Source organism: Dickeya fangzhongdai (genome assembly GCF_002812485.1).
Taxonomy (GTDB): Bacteria; Pseudomonadota; Gammaproteobacteria; order Enterobacterales; family Enterobacteriaceae; genus Dickeya; species Dickeya fangzhongdai.
In genome coordinates this window covers 4,909,936-4,929,139 of record NZ_CP025003.1, presented here as the reverse complement: position 1 = coordinate 4,929,139, position 19,204 = coordinate 4,909,936, and the positions used below count along the sequence as shown (strand labels likewise).

At 57.7% G+C, this 19,204-nt stretch carries 15 protein-coding genes and 1 tRNA gene; 6 read left to right on the top strand and 10 right to left on the bottom strand.

The window, feature by feature from the left end:
* Nucleotides 1–4: 4 nt before the first annotated feature.
* Both dtd and fabY read left to right on the top strand, forming a co-directional pair.
* Nucleotides 5–442, top strand: coding sequence for a D-aminoacyl-tRNA deacylase (gene dtd / locus CVE23_RS22090; RefSeq protein ID WP_100850350.1), 438 nt, complete (start codon nucleotides 5–7; stop codon nucleotides 440–442).
* A 33-nt stretch (nucleotides 443–475) separates the two neighbouring features.
* A complete protein-coding gene (gene fabY / locus CVE23_RS22085; RefSeq protein WP_038917348.1) occupies nucleotides 476–1,417 on the top strand; it encodes a fatty acid biosynthesis protein FabY in 942 nt (313 codons plus the stop codon).
* A 63-nt stretch (nucleotides 1,418–1,480) separates the two neighbouring features.
* Here the strand turns inward: fabY and CVE23_RS22080 are convergent, their stop codons facing one another.
* The 7 genes from CVE23_RS22080 to gmk form a co-directional block, all read right to left on the bottom strand.
* The gene (locus CVE23_RS22080; RefSeq protein ID WP_100850349.1) at nucleotides 1,481–3,220 is read right to left on the bottom strand and encodes an AsmA family protein; all 1,740 of its coding nucleotides are present in this window, start codon (nucleotides 3,218–3,220) and stop codon (nucleotides 1,481–1,483) included.
* Nucleotides 3,221–3,375: 155 nt separating this feature from the next.
* Nucleotides 3,376–4,764 (bottom strand): nucleobase:cation symporter-2 family protein, encoded by a 1,389-nt coding sequence (locus CVE23_RS22075; RefSeq protein WP_038664174.1) that lies wholly within the window; start codon nucleotides 4,762–4,764, stop codon nucleotides 3,376–3,378.
* A gap of 178 nt (nucleotides 4,765–4,942) precedes the next feature.
* Nucleotides 4,943–7,024 (bottom strand): ATP-dependent DNA helicase RecG, encoded by a 2,082-nt coding sequence (gene recG, locus CVE23_RS22070; RefSeq protein WP_038917351.1) that lies wholly within the window; start codon nucleotides 7,022–7,024, stop codon nucleotides 4,943–4,945.
* A complete protein-coding gene (gene trmH / locus CVE23_RS22065; RefSeq protein ID WP_038917352.1) occupies nucleotides 7,024–7,716 on the bottom strand; it encodes a tRNA (guanosine(18)-2'-O)-methyltransferase TrmH in 693 nt (230 codons plus the stop codon). Before trmH ends, recG begins: the two co-directional genes overlap by 1 nt.
* 6 nt (nucleotides 7,717–7,722) lie before the next feature.
* Entirely contained in the window at nucleotides 7,723–9,825 is a 2,103-nt protein-coding gene (gene spoT, locus CVE23_RS22060) for a bifunctional GTP diphosphokinase/guanosine-3',5'-bis pyrophosphate 3'-pyrophosphohydrolase (protein ID WP_038917353.1), read from the bottom strand.
* Between the two features lie 24 nt (nucleotides 9,826–9,849).
* The gene (gene rpoZ / locus CVE23_RS22055; protein WP_013315745.1) at nucleotides 9,850–10,125 is read right to left on the bottom strand and encodes a DNA-directed RNA polymerase subunit omega; all 276 of its coding nucleotides are present in this window, start codon (nucleotides 10,123–10,125) and stop codon (nucleotides 9,850–9,852) included.
* Between the two features lie 54 nt (nucleotides 10,126–10,179).
* Complete coding sequence (gene gmk, locus CVE23_RS22050; protein ID WP_013315746.1) at nucleotides 10,180–10,803, bottom strand: guanylate kinase; 624 nt, start codon at nucleotides 10,801–10,803, stop codon at nucleotides 10,180–10,182.
* A 306-nt stretch (nucleotides 10,804–11,109) separates the two neighbouring features.
* Between gmk and ligB the strand changes: the two genes are divergently transcribed.
* The 3 genes from ligB (at nucleotide 11,110) to CVE23_RS22035 (ending at nucleotide 15,066) form a co-directional block, all read left to right on the top strand.
* Nucleotides 11,110–12,792, top strand: coding sequence for an NAD-dependent DNA ligase LigB (ligB, locus tag CVE23_RS22045; RefSeq protein ID WP_100850348.1), 1,683 nt, complete (start codon nucleotides 11,110–11,112; stop codon nucleotides 12,790–12,792).
* Nucleotides 12,793–13,157: 365 nt separating this feature from the next.
* Complete coding sequence (eptB, locus tag CVE23_RS22040; RefSeq protein WP_100850347.1) at nucleotides 13,158–14,840, top strand: kdo(2)-lipid A phosphoethanolamine 7''-transferase; 1,683 nt, start codon at nucleotides 13,158–13,160, stop codon at nucleotides 14,838–14,840.
* Nucleotides 14,841–14,989: 149 nt separating this feature from the next.
* Nucleotides 14,990–15,066: transfer RNA gene (locus CVE23_RS22035), tRNA-Pro, on the top strand.
* A gap of 431 nt (nucleotides 15,067–15,497) precedes the next feature.
* Here the strand turns inward: CVE23_RS22035 and CVE23_RS22030 are convergent.
* The 3 genes from CVE23_RS22030 to CVE23_RS22020 all read right to left on the bottom strand — a co-directional run bounded on the left by CVE23_RS22030 (nucleotide 15,498) and on the right by CVE23_RS22020 (nucleotide 17,693).
* Nucleotides 15,498–16,124 (bottom strand): tetratricopeptide repeat protein, encoded by a 627-nt coding sequence (locus CVE23_RS22030; RefSeq protein WP_100850346.1) that lies wholly within the window; start codon nucleotides 16,122–16,124, stop codon nucleotides 15,498–15,500.
* Between the two features lie 119 nt (nucleotides 16,125–16,243).
* Nucleotides 16,244–17,038, bottom strand: a complete 795-nt coding sequence (locus tag CVE23_RS22025; protein WP_038917355.1) for an SDR family oxidoreductase — start codon at nucleotides 17,036–17,038, stop codon at nucleotides 16,244–16,246.
* 4 nt (nucleotides 17,039–17,042) lie between these two features.
* Nucleotides 17,043–17,693 carry an iron-containing redox enzyme family protein gene (locus CVE23_RS22020; protein ID WP_100850345.1) on the bottom strand — a complete coding sequence of 217 codons (651 nt, stop codon included), beginning with the start codon at nucleotides 17,691–17,693 and terminating at the stop codon, nucleotides 17,043–17,045.
* 295 nt (nucleotides 17,694–17,988) lie between these two features.
* Here CVE23_RS22020 and CVE23_RS22015 point away from each other — a divergent pair, with 295 nt between their 5' ends.
* Nucleotides 17,989–19,167: an MFS transporter gene (locus CVE23_RS22015; protein WP_100850344.1), complete on the top strand. Its 1,179-nt coding sequence runs from the start codon at nucleotides 17,989–17,991 to the stop codon at nucleotides 19,165–19,167.
* Nucleotides 19,168–19,204 lie beyond the last annotated feature (37 nt).

Sequence of the window (19,204 nt, the reverse complement as noted above, 5' to 3'; positions counted from 1 at the left end):
CGTTATGATCGCATTAATTCAGCGGGTATCCGGCGCGAGTGTGACGGTAGAGGGCGCGGTAATCGGGGAAATCGATCATGGACTGCTGGTATTGCTGGGCGTAGAGCAAGGCGATGACGAGCAGAAAGCGGCTCGTTTATGCGAAAAGGTGATCGGCTATCGGATTTTCAGCGATGACAACGGCAAGATGAATCTGAACGTTCAGCAAGCCGGCGGCAGTTTGCTGGTGGTGTCGCAGTTTACGCTGGCGGCGGATACGCAAAAGGGCATGCGCCCCAGCTTTTCCCGCGGCGCGGCGCCCGCCGAAGCCGACCGGTTGTACCAGTATTTTGTCGGCCAGTGCCGTGAGCGCGGGCTAACGACTGAAACCGGTCGTTTTGCCGCGGACATGAAAGTATCTCTGGTAAATGATGGGCCTGTAACTTTCTGGTTGCAGGTCTAAGCTGCAATTAAGCATGCGTTGAGAGGGGCGGTTATGTATTACCTGAGAGTGCCTGAAAGCGCCGAAGAGCTGGATGCTTATTACCAGTTCCGCTGGGAAATGTTGCGTAAACCGCTGCATCAGCCGCTCGGTTCCGAACGGGATGCCTATGATGCGCTGGCGCACCATCAAACCATTGTCGATGGGCACGGCAAGCTGGTCGCGGTGGGTCGTCTCTCTATTAATGCTGATAATGAAGCCTCGATCCGCTTTCTGGCGGTGCATCCCGACGTACAGCGCAAGGGCCTGGGAACGCTAATGGCGATGGCGCTGGAGTCGGTCGCGCGCCAGGAAGGGGTGAAACGAGTGGTGTGCAGCGCTCGCGAGGATGCAATGGCGTTCTTTTCCCGCCTTGGCTTTGTCAATCAGGGGGAAATCACCACGCCGATGACCACGCCGGTGCGCCACTTTTTGATGATTAAACCGGTGGCGACGCTGGATGATATTCTGCATCGCCCGGACTGGTGTGGGCAGTTGCAACAGGCGTGGTACAACCACATTCCTCTCAGCGAAAAAATGGGTGTGCGCATCAGTCAGTACACCGGGCAGAAATTTATTACCACTATGCCGGAGGCGGGGAACCAGAACCCGCATCATACTCTGTTCGCCGGCAGCATGTTCTCGCTGGCGACGCTTACCGGGTGGGGATTGATCTGGTTGCTGCTGCGTGAGCGGCAGCTGGGCGGCACCATTATTCTGGCGGATGCGCATATCCGCTACAGCACGCCGGTGACCGGTCGCCCCAGCGCGGTGGCGGATTTAGGGTCGTTGAGCGGCGATCTGGATCGGCTGGCGCGCGGGCGCAAAGCGCGGGTGCAGTTGCAGGTGGAGCTGTTTGGCAATGATAAAAAAGGCGCGGTGTTTGAAGGTGTCTACATCGTGTTGCCTCCGGATCCGAATGAATTGCTGGAACAGGGCGGTTCTGCCATTCGCTAGTCCTGAAACCGGATATGCAACAGCCACCATGACGGTGGCTGTTTGTTTTATGTCGTCCTGTGCTTAAGGCTGTGTGGCTGGCGCGGGTGCCGCCGGCGGGGTCGACGTGGCGGGTGCGCTGTCTGCCACCGTTCCCTGATGCATTGCCTGGCTGATGGCGTGTCCGGCGCTGTCAATGCCTTGCAGCGTGCCGTTGAGCGTCGGTCTAAGCGGGCTTGCCGCTTCCAGCCGGCCGTTCAGGTGTAACTGCAGGTTGGTGTTGCCGGTGGGCGCGGTGGCCGGGGCAGGCCAGCCCCAGCGGGTCAGGATATCGAACGCGACGGCTTTGCCGGTCAGATCCAGCGTAAAAGTTCGGGCCGGCTGTTGTGCAATCACCGCTTTGGCTTCCAGCAAACCGCTTTGGGTGAAGGCGCTCAGGTCCGTCAGCGTGATTTGGTTGTCATTGGCGTTCAGCGCCAGCGACGGGCGGCGCACATCGACTTTGTTGAAGGTGGCGTCACTGGCGTTCAGGTTCAGCGCGCCTTGCCACACGCCCCACTGGTGGTTGCGCACCAGCAACAGATTGCTGCCGAAGCCGTCCAGCGCGGTAAGCTGGAATGGAAACGCCGGATTGATATCGATCAGCAGGTTATGGTTGGCGCTGAATTTCCGAAGTTCCACTTCCGCCAACCAGTCGGGCAGCGTCTGCTGCCAGCGTTGACGCCAGTCCGCCGGCAGCGTGTATTCCATGCCGGCCACCACCAGTTCATCCAGCGTCAGCCGCTGGCTGCTGCGTAGCCAGTTGCCGCTGGTGCGCAGCAGTCCGCCTTCCCAACGGGTAGAGAACTGTTTGATGTTCACGCCCTGTTTCGACAAGTCCAGACTGACGATCGGGTCGACCAGATGCATGTTGCCGTTGACGATATCGGTGGCGTTGAATGACAGCGAGCCGTCGTCGCTCTGCCAGTCGTTCTGTCGAAAGGTCACGTTTTGCAGGGTGACGTCCAGATCGGTGAACGCCCAGTTTTGCCCTTCGATACGGGCATCTATCAGGTCGAAGCGATTGACGGTTACTGCTGGCAGGCGAGTCACCGGTTGCCAGAAATCCGCCATCGACTGCCGGGTTTGCAACCGGACATTACTCAGCCGCAGGTTATTGACAAGCCAACTGCCGTCCTCCGCGCGGGAAGCATTGCCCGTCAGCTCGCCTCGCGCCACATCGGCGCCGAAGTTTTCCAGCGTCAGTTGCTGGTTATTAAACTGCCCTTGCACCAATACCTTGCTGGCCGGCAGGTCGTTGAGGAGCAGAGAGTGCGCGCTGAGCTGAAACGCCGCCTTTTTACCCAGTAGATAGCCGGGTTCCGGCTGCCACGGGGTAATGCCGCCCGTCACCTGTTCGCCTCTCAATCGCCAGTCGCCATCCTGCGCATGCAACGCCATGACTTTCAGTTGCAGAACATCGGCTTCAATCGGCAGCGTAAAACCGGTCTGACCCAGATTGAGGGTGCCGCCTTCCAGCATCAGGCTGGAAAAATGGCGCGGATCGGTAATCTGGCGCACGCTGAATCCTGCGGATACGCTTTGCGCGACCAGTGTAACGGGCTGGTTTTTATGGCCGAAGCTGACGTCCAGTAATTGAATGTGTCCAGGTGAGGACCAGTCATGCGCCATCTTTCTGAATGACACCTGGTATTCGCTACGTTGATTAACCCATTGACTGATATGCCTGGCACCCCATTCAGTCTGGGCCAGTACGTACAACACCACTACAGCCAGCAGCGCCAGTAACAGCAGTGTGAGAAGAAGTTTCCCGATAAGTTTCATTGCTCAAGTCCGCGCCAGTCGCAAGGGATGATCGTGTTATGCCGTAATTATCCAGTCGTCTCAACAGGTAACTTATTACAGACAATAAATAAGGGCCGATGTTACACCATCGGCCCTTATTATCACGTAAGACGAAAAATTTCTGGAAGCGCGGCTTACTCTTTTTCGTGAGGAAAGACCAGATTCAACACAATCGCTGTGATACCGCCCGCAGCAATGCCCGACGACAGCAGCGTTTTCAGCCATTCCGGCGCGAACTGCAGAATCAGCGGCTGCTGGGAAACGCCCAGACCGACGGCCAACGACAGCGCGATGATCATGATGGCGCGGCGGTTGAGCGGCTCGCGGGACACAATACGCACCCCGGATGCGGCGATGGTGCCGAACATCACGATGGTCGCGCCGCCCAGCACCGGTTCAGGGATGTGCTGTACAAAACCGCTCACCGCCGGGAACAGGCCCAGCACGATCAGCATCAGCGCCACCACGAAACCCACATACCGACTGGCAACGCCGGTCAGCTGAATCACGCCGTTGTTCTGACCGAAGCAGGAGTTGGGGAAGGTATTGAACACCGCGGACAGGCAGGAGTTCAGGCCATTGGCCAGCACGCCGCCTTTCAGGCGCTTCATGTACAGCGGGCCGCTGACCGGCTGTTCAGACACGTCGGAGGTAGCGGTGATGTCGCCGATGGTTTCCAGCGAAGTCACCATGAACACCAGCATCAGCGGGATTAGCAGATTCCAGTCAAAGCCAAGACCGTAGTACAACGGCGTCGGCACGTTAATCAGCGCCTGGCTGGACGTACCGGCGCTTTCCGGCAGCATACCCATCAGCCAGGCGGCCAGATAACCAACGGCCATCGCGATCACCAGCGATGCTACGCGCAGGTAAGGATTGCGCTGGCGATTCAGGAGGATGATCACCACCAGCACGACGGCCGCCAGCAGCAGGTTCTTCGGCGCGCCAAAGGTATGGTTGCTCATGGCGGCAAAACCGCCGCCGATTGAGGTCAGGCCGACCTGAATCAGCGACAGGCCGATGATCATGACGACGATGCCGGAAACCAGCGGCGTGATGATACGACGCGCCAGATGCAGCACACGCGACAGCAGGATTTCCGTGCAGGAAGCGACCATCAGGGTGCCGAACAACGCCGCCATCATCGTCGGTACATCCGCACCGCCGTTTTTCAGCGCCATGCCGCCCATAATCAGCGGGGTGACGAAGTTGAAGCTGGTACCCTGAATGGACAGCAGGCCGGAACCAACCGGCCCCCAGGTCTTGATTTGCAGAATGGATGCCAGGCCGGAAGCGAACAGCGACATGCTGATGATGTGCTGGGTATCCTGCGCCGGCAGGCCCAATGCCTGACAGATCAGCAGCGCCGGGGTAATCACCGCGACAAACATCGCCAACAGGTGCTGGCAGGCGGCAAACAGGGTTTGCGGTAAAGGAGGCCGGTCCTCCAGACGGTAAATCAGCTCGCTGTGTGCCGGGGTGGCGGCATCGGCCTGAGGTAGCTCAGTGGTGGAAAGACTCATGATATGGCGGCGCTCCTGAACGGCAAAAGCGCATTTTAATCATCTTCTCTGTAAAAGCAATCGATTGCGGAATGCGGTTTTCTTATTGCCGGAATACGCTGGGCTAGAATACCTTGTTAACTATAGGGATAAATGCAAGCCCGAGACGAGGCGACGGGAACCACGATGCCGGTCGTCCTCAGGCGTTGGTATAACGGGTACGTTCCGGCAACCAGCGGTCGATCAACGCTCTGGCGTGTTCCGGGTAGTGCTCATGGATATGACGCGACACCCGCTGAACCTGCGGAATTAATGCCTGATCCCGCAACAAATCCGCCACCCTGAAGGCGGCGTTGCCGGTCTGACGGGTACCCAGCAGCTCGCCCGGCCCCCGGATTTCCAGATCGCGCTGGGCGATCACGAAACCGTCGTTGCTGTCGCGCAGAACCTGTAGCCGTATCTGAGCCGTTTTACTCAGCGGCGTTTTGTACAGCAGCACGCAGTGGGAGGCGACCGCGCCGCGGCCGACACGGCCGCGCAGCTGGTGCAATTGCGCCAGACCGAGTCGCTCCGGGTTTTCGATGATCATCAGGCTGGCGTTCGGCACATCCACCCCGACTTCAATCACCGTGGTGGCGACCAGCAGGTGCAGCTGATTGGTTTTGAACGCCTCCATGACGGCCTGTTTTTCTTGTGCTTTCATCCGGCCGTGCACCAGCCCGATAGTGAGGTCGGGCAACGCCGCTTTCAGCTCCTGACAGGTGGCTTCGGCCGCCTGCGCCTCCAGCAGCTCGGACTCTTCGATCAGGGTGCAGACCCAGTACGCCTGACGCCCTTCCTGCAGGCAGGCGTTGCGCACCCGCTGGATGATGTCATCGCGCCGGGTATCCGGAATGGCGACAGTGGTAACCGGCGTGCGGCCCGGCGGCAGTTCATCGATCACCGAGGTGTCCAGATCGGCATAGGCGGTCATCGCCAGCGTACGGGGGATGGGGGTGGCGGTCATGATCAACTGGTGAGGATGGAACCCCTGCTCTTCGCCTTTTTCCCACAGCGCCAGCCGCTGATGCACGCCAAAGCGATGTTGTTCGTCGATGATCACCAGCGCCAGACCGTTAAACTGCACCTGTTGCTGAAAAATGGCATGGGTACCAATCACCATTGATACCTGCCCGCTGGCGATAGCCTCTTGCTGGGCCTGCCGCGCCTTGCCTTTTTGCTTGCCCGCCAGCCAGCCGACTTCGATACCCAGCGGCTCGAACCAGCGGCGGAAGTTGGCAGCGTGCTGCTCAGCCAGCAGTTCGGTGGGCGCCATCAGCGCCACCTGTTTACCGTGAGCGATGGCCCGCAACGCTGTCAGCGCCGCCACCAGCGTTTTACCGGAACCCACATCGCCCTGCACCAGACGCATCATCGGAAACGACCTGTTCATATCCTGTTCGATTTCCGCCACCACCCGCTGTTGCGCGCCGGTGGGGCTGAACGGCAGGGCGGCCAGCAACTGCTGTTTCAGGTTGTCTTTAGGTTCAAGCGCCAGTGCATGATGACGTTGCGCGCCGGCTCGCACCGCCAGCATGCTCAGGTGGTGGGCCAGCAGCTCTTCCATCACCAGCCGTTGCTGGGCCGGATGTTTGCCTTGCTCCAGTTCAGCCAGTTGTACATCCGGCGGTGGGCGGTGCAAGGTTCGCAATGCATCCGGCAGGCTGATCAACCCGTGGCGCATCTCTTGAGGCAGCAGTTCGTCAATCGGGTGGGTATTCAGCAACTCCAGCGCCTGATCGGTCAGTTTGCGCAGCGTCGCCTGCCGTATGCCTTCGGTGGTGGGGTACACCGGCGTCAGCGTTTCCTGCAGTTCGACCGCAGTGCTTTCGCCTTGTACCCGGTATTCCGGATGGATCATTTCGCCGCCCAGCTTGCCGCGTCGTACTTCGCCATACGCCAGCACGCGCTGGCCCGGCGACAGGCTGTTTTTCATGGCAGCGTTGAAATTGAAGAAGCGCAGCGTCAGCATGCCGCTACCGTCGCTGATCTGGCAGGTCAACATCCGGCGGCGACCGAAGCTGATATCGCTGCGCAGCACTTCGCCTTCTACGGTGGCGTACATGCCTGGCAGCACATCGTTAATCAGGTAAAGGTGGGTGCGGTCTTCATAACGCAACGGCAGGTGCAACAGCAGATCCTGCACCGTTTCCAGACCGAGGCGGGCCAGTTTTTCCGCCTGGCTGGCCCCGACGCCGGCAAGGGTGCTCAACGGCTGGGTATGCAGCAGGCGGCTGTCCATTATTGCTCCGTGGATTGCATCGCCGCCCACCAGGGCGCGTCGGCAATCACCTGACCGGTGTGGTCAATGAATGGTCGCGGCAGCCCTTTGCGTCTGGCGACGCGGGCCAGTACCGGGTAACCGCCTTCAAACAGCAGGCGCTGCTGTTCTTCCTCATCCAGCGGACTGTGTTCGCGCCGGTACATTCCGGCCAACTGACGCTGGCGCTGCGCTTCGTACAGAATCAAGGCGGATGCCACCGAGACATTCAGGGATTGCACCATACCGATCATCGGAATGATGATGTCCTGATCGGCGAGTGCCAGCGCGTCGGCGGAGATGCCGGTTTTTTCCTGCCCGAGCAGGATACAGGTGGGGCGGGTGTAATCCACTTCACGGAAATCGACCGCGCTGGCGGACAGATTGGTCGCCAGAATTTGCATCCCCTGCGTTTTCAGGTGGCTGGCCGCATCCTGAACGGTACGGTGGGTTTTGACCTGCACCCAACTGTTGCTGCCCGCAGCGGTGGACACCAGGGTCCTCATGCGGTTGGTGGGCCATACGGCGTGCACCTGATGCACGCCGACCGCATCGGCGGTACGAATAACGGCGGATACGTTGTGAGGCTTGTGCACCTGCTCCATGCACACGGTCAGGTCGGGCTGACGGTTGTTAAGCATTTCGCGGATGCGTGTATAACGTTCTGGGGTCATAACAGGCTAATTTCGGTTACGGTTGACTTTAATCACGTCCGGCATCACGCGGATCTTGCGCATGATATTCGCAAGATGAATACGGTCGCGCGTCGTAAGGCGGATAAAGGCGCTGTACACCCGGCCATCCCGTTCTTCGGTATTAATGCTTTGAATATTGGAGTTTGACGCGCTGATCGCCGCCGTCAGGTTGGCCAGCGCCCCCTGATGGTTGAACATGTCGACCTTGATTTCCGTCATGAATTCCTGCTCGGTCACCTCATCCCACTCCACCGCCATGAATTTCTCCGGCTCTTTCTGGTAGCCACGGATGTTGCGGCAGGACTCATGATGAATCACCAGCCCTTTGCCGGGGCTGACGTGTGCGATGATCGGATCGCCGGGAATCGGGCGGCAGCACTTGGCGAAAGTGATCAGTACCCCGTCGGCGCCCTTGATAGGCAGTTTGCGGATACCGGCGGCGCCGGTTTCGGCGTGTTCTTCCAGCAGATTGCGCGCCACCACCACGCTCATGGCGTTGCCCAGACCGATTTCTGCCAGCAGGTCGTCCAGTGAGGCGAGCTTCATGCGCTCCAGCTCCCGCTGAATATTCTGTTCCGGAATGTCGGACAGTTTACGGCCGCTGCCCAGCGCGTGATTAATCAGACGGCGCCCCAGACTGACGGAGTCGTCACGTTTGAGGTTTTTCAGCATCTGACGGATTTTGGCGCGGGCTTTGGAACTGACCACGAAGTTGAGCCAAGCGGCGTTCGGGCGGGCGCCCGGCGCGGTGATGATTTCGATCGTCTGCCCGCTGGACAAAGCCTGAGACAGCGGATACGGCTGGCGGTCGACGCGGGCGCCGACGCAGGCGTGGCCGATATCGGTGTGGACCGCATAGGCGAAGTCCACCGGCGTCGCGCCGGCAGGCAGCTCGACGATGCGACCTTCCGGCGTGAACACGTAAATTTCGTCCGGGAACAGATCGGATTTGACGCTTTCGATGAATTCGAACGAGCTACCGGCGCTCTGCTGTAGCTCCAGCAGGCTTTGCATCCAGCGCTGGGCGCGCACCTGCGCCGTAGTGCTGCTGCTTTCGCCTTCTTTGTAAGCCCAGTGCGCAGCGACCCCCATTTCCGCCATCTGGTCCATGTCCTCGGTGCGGATCTGGACTTCAACCGGCACGCCGTGCGGCCCGATGAGGGAAGTGTGGAGCGACTGATAGCCGTTGGCCTTGGGAATGGCGATGTAGTCTTTCACCCGGCCGGGGCGCGGCTTGTACAGGCTGTGTACCTGTCCCAGCACGCGATAACAGGTATCCACTTCCCGGACGATTACCCGAAAGGCATAGATATCCATAATCGAGTGAAAGCGCTGCTCTTTCAGGTGCATCTTGCAGTAAATGGAGTACAGATGCTTTTCGCGGCCGCTGACGCGACAGCTGATGCCGGCTTCCTTCAGACGCCCTTCAATCTCGGAAAGGATCTTCTGAATCATCTCTTTGCGATTGCCGCGGGCGGCTTTCACCACTTCTTTGATGACTCGATAACGGTTGGGGTAGAGCGCTTCGAATCCCAGCTCTTCCAGCTCGGTTTTCAGATGATGAATACCGAGACGATGTGCGAGCGGGCTGTAGATTTCCAGCGTCTCCCGGGCGATGCGTCGGCGCTTGTCCGGACGCAGCGATCCCAGCGTACGCATATTGTGGGTGCGGTCGGCCAGTTTGATCAGAATGACGCGGATATCCTGCACCATCGCCATGATCATCTTGCGGAAGTTTTCCGCCTGCGCCTCTTTCTTGTCGCGGAATTTCAGTTTATCCAGCTTGGAAACGCCTTCCACCAGTTCGGCCACGCTTTTGCCGAACAGCTGTTCCATATCCTGATAGGTGGCGGGCGTATCTTCGATGACGTCATGCAACAGGGCGGCCATCAGCGTTTCATAGTCGAGACGCATTTCGGCCAGAATGCAGGCCACCGCCACTGGATGGGTGATATAAGGCTCACCGCTGGAGCGTGTCTGGCCCTCGTGAGCATCACGTGCAACAAGATAAGCCTGCTTGAGGCGCTTTATCTGGTCTTCCGGCAGATAACGCTGAATCAGCAGATTGAGGCTTTCAAACAGATACAAGGGCGACTCGCGACCGAATTCGAATTAACGACGACCTTCAGCGATAGCGGTAACCGCCTGGATTTCCGCTGCTTCCTGCTCCTGCTGCTCCTGACGTTCGCGGGTATCCAGAATCTGGCCGTTGATCAGGCCTTCTTCGATCTCGCGCAGAGCGATAACGGTGTACTTGTCGTTTTCTTCCGGAACCAGCGGCTCTTTGCCACCCACCTGGATCTGACGGGCGCGACGAGCGGCGACCAACACCAGGTCAAAACGGTTACCAATTTTTTCTACAGCGTCCTGAACAGTTACGCGTGCCATAGTGTGTACTCCAGTGGGGAAATAAAATGACTGGGCATCATACTGAAAGAGCCGTCAGTCTGCCAATAGTTTGGTGATTAAAGCGTCATGTCGAACTTTCTGACGGCTCAGACGCAGGCGCTCGGCGCGAATGATGGTTTTCAGATCCAGCAGCGCCAGATCGAAATCATCATTCACAATCAGATAATCGTATTCGGCGTAATGACTCATTTCCGCCACCGCCTGTTTCATCCGGCGGGCGATGACTTCTTCACTGTCCTGACCACGACCGCGCAGGCGTCGCTCCAGTTCTTCCTGTGAAGGCGGCAGAATAAAGATGCTGCGGGCTTGCGGCATACGCTCACGGATCTGACGGGCGCCCTGCCAGTCGATATCCAGAAAGACATCGACGCCGGTAGATAACACCTGCTCGATAGCCGCGCGGGACGTTCCGTAATAATTGCCGAAAACTTCGGCATATTCCAGAAAGTCGTCCTCTTCAATCATACGTTTGAATTCATCTACCGGCACGAAAAAGTAGTGTTCGCCGTGGACTTCGCCGGGCCGCATGGCGCGGGTGGTGTGCGAAATGGAAACCTGGGTGTCATACAGCGGCTGCGTTTTCAGCAATGCCTGAATCAAACTGGATTTCCCCGCACCGCTGGGGGCGGAAACAATGTATAACGTGCCTTGAGCCATAGTGAATTCTGTGTCTGATAAAGATGAAAGGAGAGATGCGGCCAGTCGCGCATTTTCCCGCATTATACACGCCGCTGTGTGAACCGTCGCGTGGTGAAACACAGCCTGACTCTCCGCCAGCTGTCTGTCATCCCGTCTCTTTTCATTTTGCGAACCACTTTCCTGCTTTTATATCGGTTGCTGCAACCGGCGCGATGCCGTGCGGCATGCTTCGCATTCCCTTGTCTTTGTGCTCGTATTTCCTGACCGCCTGCGTATTAATGCCCTGGTTTTCGCTCAAGGAGTTTCGCTCAAGGAGGAAAGGCGATGCGATATCGATACGTGCTGGCGGCGGCGCTGTTTGTTGTGAGCGGGCTGACCGAAGCGGCGTCTTGTCCGGCATGGTCGTCGGCGCGGGCTGAACAGGAGATCGCCCAACTGGGGCAGCAACTGACGCAGTGGGACAACGCCTATTACGAACAGGGCCAGAGCCCGGTGGACGATCAGGTTTACGATCAACTGCGTCAAACGCTGGCGACCTGGCAAGTCTGTTTTCAGACGGATGTCGGGCGTTTTGCGATAGCTCTGCCTACCACCGGCAAACGGCAGCATCCGGTGGCGCACACCGGCCTGAAAAAGTTGTCGGAACCGGCCGAACTGAAGCAGTGGATCGCACAGCATCATGATTTGTGGGTGCAGCCCAAGATCGATGGCGTGGCGGTGACGCTGGTGTACGAACAAGGGACGCTGGTTGCCGCCATCAGTCGCGGCAATGGCCGGCAGGGCGAGGACTGGACCGACAAGGTGCGCCAGATGAATACGGTGCCACAGCGTCTTTCCGGTGTGTCCGGCCGTCAGGTTTTTCAGGGCGAATTGTATTTACAGGTGGCGGGCCACCGTCAACAGCAGGTCGGCGGCATTAACGCGCGGGCGCAGGTGGCGGGTGAAATGCGGCGCAAACAGCCTTCGCCGCTGCTGTCCCGTATTGGCGTATTTATCTGGGCCTGGCCGGACGGCCCGGCGGACATGCCGGCGAGACTGGCGAAATTACGGGAACTGGGGTTTGGGCTGACAGCGGATTACTCGCAACCCGTTTCCTCGCTGGAGACGGCGGCGCAGTGGCGTGAACGCTGGTATCGTGCGCCGCTGCCGTTTGTGACCGATGGCGTGGTGGTGCGCCAGGCGCGGGAACCCGCCGGACGTTACTGGCAAGACAGCCCGGCGGAGTGGGCGGTGGCCTGGAAATACCCGTTGGTGAACCGGGTGACGGAAGTCACCGGCGTCGATGTTGAGGTAGGGCGCACCGGCAGAATGACAGTAGTGTTGCAACTGCAGCCGGTGGTGCTGGATGACAAAACCGTTAGTCGGGTCAATCTCGGTTCGGTATCCCGCTGGCGGCAATGGGATGTGCTGCCGGGGGATCGGGTCAGCGTCAGTCTGGCGGGGTTGGGGATTCCCCGGCTGGACGCCGTGGTCTGGCGCGGTGCGGTACGTGAAGCGATAACCGTCCCGGCGTCGTCGCCCTTTGATGTTTTCAGTTGTTTGCAATGGAGCCGGGAGTGCCAGCCGCAGTTTCTGGCCCGACTGGTATGGATGAGCGGGCGCAACGGGTTGTCGCTTAGCGGCATCAGCGAAGCCACCTGGCGGCGACTGACACAGCGCGGCGCGCTGGCCGATGTGGTGTCCTGGCTGGCGCTTGAGCCGGCTCAGTTGGCGGCGGCCGGTGATTTCGGCGAACAACAGGCGGAACGGATTCACCGCCTGTTTCAGCACGCGCGTCGCCAGCCGTTGCGAAACTGGTTGATGGCGTTAGGACTACCGGTGCCATCCCGCGCCCGGCACGCGCTGGATGGTGCATCGCTCGAACAGTTGCAGCAGCGTTCCGCAGCCGAATGGCAGCAGTTTTCCGGTATTGGCGTTCGACGGGCGCAGCGTATTCGGGACTTTCTGCACCACCCCGATATCGTCCGGCAACTGGCATGGCTTAATGAACAAGGCGTGAAATCATGACGGGAATCACCGGTCTGATGGGAAAGAACAGCGCTTTTCAGCTAATAACCAGAGTGATGAATTGAAAGGAAAAAATAGTCAGAGCAGCAAACAAAAAAATAGAAATAACATGAAAAATCAATTTGGCGATATTTAAAATAAAAATGGCTCCTAATAACGTTTTTCCTTGTTTTTCCGCGCGATTCACTTATTAGCCGAAAGGATAAACAGATTGCTTAAACGATGCTGAACTGTCTGTGTAAAGATTCCACAGCTAAAGGGCGTAATGGCATAAGAAAAAACCGGAATAGGCCGATGGCGCCTGAACTTTCGAACATACCATTGGTCTGTTTACAGGATATTTTACCTCTGGAGTATGGTCTGGAATGAAATCCCTGCTGGCGTTGTCACAATCTAAATTGTCCTGGTTGCTGGCAATCTATATTGGTTTTTTTTTGAATCTGCCGGTTTTTTATCGGCGTGTAGATGCATTCCCGTTTTTTACTGAAAATCCGGTCGCCAAATATATTCCCCTGCTGGTGGAATCGATGGCTTGCATTCTGTTTACCTTTTTCCTGATGCGACTTCTGTCGCTCGGCGGACGCCGTTTTTTTCGTGTAGTAGCGTCATTGCTGGTCTTGATTTCAGTGGCCGCCAGCTACTACATGACTTTTTTTAATGTCGTGATTGGTTATGGCATTATCGCCGCGGTAATGACCACGGATATTGATTTATCCAAAGAGGTGGTCGGGCTGTTTTTTGTGCTGTGGGTGGTGGCGCTCGGTATTCCGCCCTTGCTTGTCATCTGGAAAAACCGCCTGCAGCAAACGCTGATCGAACAATTGCGTACTCAGGGACGCCGACGTATTGCGCTGTTGGGACTGGTGGTGTCTGCCGCACTGGTATGGTTGCCGCTACGCTATCTGGATCGGATGAATACCTCGGCGGAGAAACTGTCCAATCAGGATTTGCCTAGTTACGGCGGGGTGGTGGCCCATTCTTATCTGCCGGCCAACTGGTTGTCGGCATTCGGTTTGTTTGCCTATGCCTGTTATGATGAAAATCAGGATGACGACGAGCTGATTGATCCCGGCAAACAGTTTACCTATCAGGCGCCGCCGGGAATCGACGACACTTACGTCGTCTTTATCATCGGCGAAACCACCCGCTGGGACCATCTGGGGTTGCTGGGCTACGAGCGTGATACTACGCCGCAACTGGCGAAGGAAAAGAACCTGTTGGCGTTTCGCGGCCACTCTTGCGACACCTCCACCAAACTGTCGATGCGCTGCATGTTCGTGCGGGAAGGCGGCACCGCCGATAACCCGCAGCGTACGCTGCGGGAAAAAAATATCTTTGCCGTCATGAAATCGCTGGGGTTTACGTCCGAACTGTTCGCGATGCAGAGCGAGGTCTGGTTCTATAACAACATTCAGGCCGACAATTACGCCTTTCGTGAAATGATTGCCTCGGAAAAGCGTAATGAGGGCAAAGCGGTGGACGACATGCTGCTGGTCGATGAAATGTCGCAGTCGCTGATGCGTTACCCTAACGGCAAGCACCTGGTGGTGCTGCACACCAAAGGCTCCCACTATCTGTATTCGATGCGCTATCCGCGCAGCTATGCCCGTTATCAGCCGGAGTGTATGGGCGTGGATGCATCCTGCTCCCGGGAACAGTTAATCAATGCCTTTGATAACAGCGTGTTGTATACCGATGCCTTCATCAAGCGGGTAATTGACCAGTTGCGCGACAAGAAGGCGCTGCTGGTGTATTCCTCCGATCACGGTGAATCGATCGACGACAACTACCATTTGCATGGCACGCCGCGCCAGCTGGCGCCGCCGGAACAGTTCCGTTCGCCAGTTATGCTGTGGGCTTCGGACAAGTATCTGGCGCAACCACGTAATCAGCAGGCGTTTGAGCAACTACGGGCGCAGCAGCAACAAGGAAAAGTGCTGCGTCATGAGGAGATTTTCGACTCCATGCTGGGGTGTCTGGGATATACCTCGCCGGATGGCGGCATTCAGGAAAAAAATAACTGGTGCAATGCGCCGGGGCGCGAATAACGCCGTTGCCTGCGGGTTGGGACGACACGCATTCCGGCGGCAATGGCGGTGTTTTTCCACCCTGTCGGACACTTTGTCGCCAACCTGTTGGCTTTTATGAAAAAGGGATTGACGCTATGGTAGGGGCGCAGTAATATGCGCCCCGCATTCGGTGAGTGGCGCAGCCTGGTAGCGCACTTCGTTCGGGACGAAGGGGTCGGAGGTTCGAATCCTCTCTCACCGACCAAATTTTAAAACGGTAAAACCCGGTTACCGTTAACATAAAACTCGCATCCTCTGGATAGCGAGTTTTTTGTTTCTGAAGCCCGGCGTGGCGATTTTTTCACCTTTCTCTTAGCGTTTCAGGCATATTCATGCCAAATCCTGCTTTATGCCTTGTTTCCCTGCTGTTTTTTCTCACGACGATGCTTTTTCGTTGCGAATATTTTTCCCTGTCTGACTCGCTAATTTTTTGTTTGGCTTCGCCTTTTTATCCGCGATGGCTTATTTCTCCCGGTTTTTACCTTTTTTTACATTTAGGCGGGCCGGCAATCAGTTTCATCACGAAAATATTAAGGGTTTTAATCTGAGAGCAATGATAAAAGGTGAAAAAAACAACACGGATAAACGGTGCTTTCCCGCCGGGCAGAGGTACTGCTCACGGCGGGGGCGGTTCTATCAATATTTCAGCTGCGCCAGCGCTTTTTCGGCTTCCACGCGGCGGCCCAGATCGGCGATTTCACGTCCCGGGCGGGGCGATGCATTCAGTGCGGAGGTCAGGTATTGTCTGGCTTCGCCCTTGCGTCCCGCTTTCAGCAAAAAGTCGCCGTAAAAGAAGTTGGCATCAATGTTGGCAGGATTCATTTTCAACGCGGTTTTCAGGTACTGCTCCGCTTTTTTGTCATCGCCAAACCCCAGCGGCCAGCCCGGCACCTGATAATAAAGCACGCCAAGGATGGTGTAAGCCGCGCCATTCAGCGCATGCGGGTCAAGGGCGATGGCTTTTTCCAGCGAGCTTTTGGCCTGTCCGGCCAGATTGAGCGCTTCCATACCGTCTTTGACGCCGGCCCAGCTGCTGTCGACCATCGCCGACCAGATCAGATAATCCGCGCGATCAGGATGGCTTTCCGCCTGTTCCTGCGCCTGTTGGCTCAATGCGGCGAAACACTCATCTTTGCGGGATGCCAGCGTCTTGTACTGACAGACGGACCATTGCCGGTGGATATCCATCGACGTATCGCCGGCATGGCCCATGTTTACCGTCAGCAATCCACTGAGCAGTAGCATTGTCGCTCGGAGAATCATCTGTGAACGCATAGTCGTATGCGAGCGGATAGTCGTATATAAGCGGGTAGCCGTATGTGACCGAATTGTCATATCTGATTGGATTGCCATATGTGCCCGGAGAACCATGTGTGATTTCCCTATTTTTTCTGCGCCTTTGCATAATGCTGGATAGCGGCAAGCTGACGACGGATGGCATTATCCACCACGGCAGGCACCAGCGCATTAAGCCGCACGAACAGTTTTTCCGGCCAACCCAACCAACGGCGCACGGTTTCCTGCTCCAGCGCGTTGACCACCTGTTCCGCCACCCAGGCCGGGTTGTCGCTGTGGTAGCCCAGCGCCTGAGTCAGAGCGTTGGTCTTCTGGGCGTGACGGCCGGTATCGATGGATCTGGGAGCCAGATGCAGTACTTTAATCCCTTTAGATGACAATTCGCGATGCAGCGCTTCGCTGAATCCGCGCAAGGCAAATTTGCTGGCGCAATATGCGCTGTATCCCGGGTAGCCGATCCCGTCCAGGGTCGAGCCGATATTCATGATGATGCCGGGCGTGCTGATGCAGTCGAGCAAAGAGTGAGTCAGCAGTATCGGTGCTTCGGTATTAAGAGCAAGTTGCCGACGGATGACGTCGTGGCTCTGCTCTTCAAACAGGCCGAAGGTCGATGTGTCTATGTTGTTAATCAGCACGTCCAGTCTGGCGTTTTCCGGGAAACACTCCGCCAGCGCGTCGCGATCCTGTTCGTCGCACAGGTCCGCCAGCAAAATATTGTGATGACTGGGATCGGGTAACCGATTCTGTAACGCCAGCAGCGCCTTTTCATTACGGCCGACCAGATATAGCCTGGCGCCCCTGGCGGCCAGCGACAATGCCAGTTCCTGGCCGGTGCTGCTGCTGGCGCCCGTCAGAAGGATACGTTTATTTTTTAGCTTCATGACATTAGTGCTCCGTGAGGCTGCGCAGCATATCGCCGTACAGCTGATAAACCACATGAGCGGCATGAATTATCGCGGTCTGATCGGCCGAGTCGCTGATGTTGTCCATCCGCGCGGCGAAGACGTTCTGGCATGTTTTATCCGCCGGATCTTGTGCCTGCAGGCCGTTTATCGTGCCAACAGGCAGGCCCTGCTCCGCTTCTATCTGCCTGACCATATCGGGCGCGATGTTGGCCTGGATGCCCTCCAGTACGTGTATCAGGCCGAAGATGCTCATCGGGTTGTCGCGCTGGATCTGGTCATAGAGGTACGCCGCCATCAGTTCAATCCACTGGGTGGCGGCATTCTGGTTCAGGGTTTCCGTTTTGCCGCCGCAGGCACGAATTCTGTGGAGAATCGAGGCCTTGTGGTCGTACTCGGCGTCGATATATTCCTCAATGGCCTCACGCACCCATGCCTGATGCCGGGGAAGACGACCGCTCGCCGCCATCAGCAGCGGTACGGTATAACTGACGTGATGATAAGCCTGCGTCAGAAAGGCGATGTACATATCCCCGGTGATGGTTCCCTGACGACAGGCGTCAATGACCGGAGCGGACATCATCAGTTGTTGCGATGTTGATGTTGCGGATTGCAGTTGCTGGTAAAAGCTCATGTCTTACTCCTGAATGGCGCGTTGACAGTCGGGGCCGCCTCTGGGTGCGATGGTGTCATGCTAACGGGCGAGCATTAAGAGAGACTTAAGACGGTTAAAAAATCATCTCAATATCGATGTGCTAGATTAATGTTTTGATAAATAATGAAATTTATAGTCATTGGTTTGCGGTGAGGGTACACGTCGGCGTCGGGTTCGGCGCCGGAATCCGGTGGTACTGAAATCCGATATAGGTAAAATCCGGTATAGGTGATAGTAGGCCGCCTGATAAATCACGAAGGGACGGAGAAACAGCATGTCGAGATCGCGCCGCGCGCATCAGCTGGCGATTTGGGTGGTGATGACCAGCGCCTCGTTGGTGGGACTGGTTCAGGGGTATTCCATCCCGCTGGTGACGCTGAAACTGACCGCGCTGGGATACGGCTCCGCGCTGACTGGCATGATGTCCGCGCTGCCGGCGATTGGCGTCTTCGTCTCTTCCTGGGTGGCGGCGCCTGTGGCGATGCGTTTGCCGGTGGGCCGCTTGCTGGCGCTGTCGACATGGGGCATGGGCGTCAGCCTGACGCTGTCGTTTTACCTCGACAATGTGCTGCTGCTGGCCGCACCGCGTTTTCTGATGGGATTTTGCTGTGGGCTGATTATCGTCATCGGCGAAACCTGGGTCAGCGGCCACACCGCCGAGCACCGCCGGGGTGTGCTGGTGGGATTGTACGCCACCGCGTTTACCGGCCTGCAACTGCTGGGGCCGCTGCTGATTTCTCTCACCGGCCTGGACGATCCCACCGGGCTGTTGCTGATTCTGGCGCTGCATGGCGTATGCCTGCTGATGGTGCCCGGCTCGTCTTTTTCCGGGCTGGCGCTGAGCGCCCATCGGCAACATAACCTGTTTTCACTGCTGCTGGCCGCGCCGGCGCTGGCGGCGGCGGTATTTGCGTTCGCCTTTTTCGACGGCGCGGTGCTGTCGATGCTGCCGCTGTACGGCATGGCGCACGGCTACGAGGAACCGCTGGCGGTGCTGCTGGTGACGGTGCTGTTTATCGGCGATGCGTTGTTGCAGGTGCCGCTGGGCTGGGTTTCCGACAAACTGGGTACGGTGCGGGTGCATCTGGTCTGCGGGGTGCTGTTCGTGCTGATGCTGGCCGGTCTGCCGTTCAGCTACGGCACCGGCTGGGTGTGGGCGAACGTCTTCCTGCTGGGTGCGGTGGCGGGCAGTATTTACACTCTGTCGCTGGTGCGGGCGGGCAAGCAGTTCAGCGGCGTCGATCTGGTGGCGATCAACGCCTTGTTCGGCGTTTTATGGGGCGTCGGCAGCTTCAGTGGTCCGCTGGTGAGCGGTTCGCTGATGCAGTGGTACGGCCGTGATGGGCTAATCGCTATTCTGGGGTTGCTGGGGCTGTTGTTTCTGGCGGCCAACGCGCTTGCGACGACGCAGCGGGACGCCGCCAGACCGGCGAGTCCGGAAGTGGCCGAGTAGCCCGACAGGCGTGTATTGGTGGTGAATCACCGGGGGA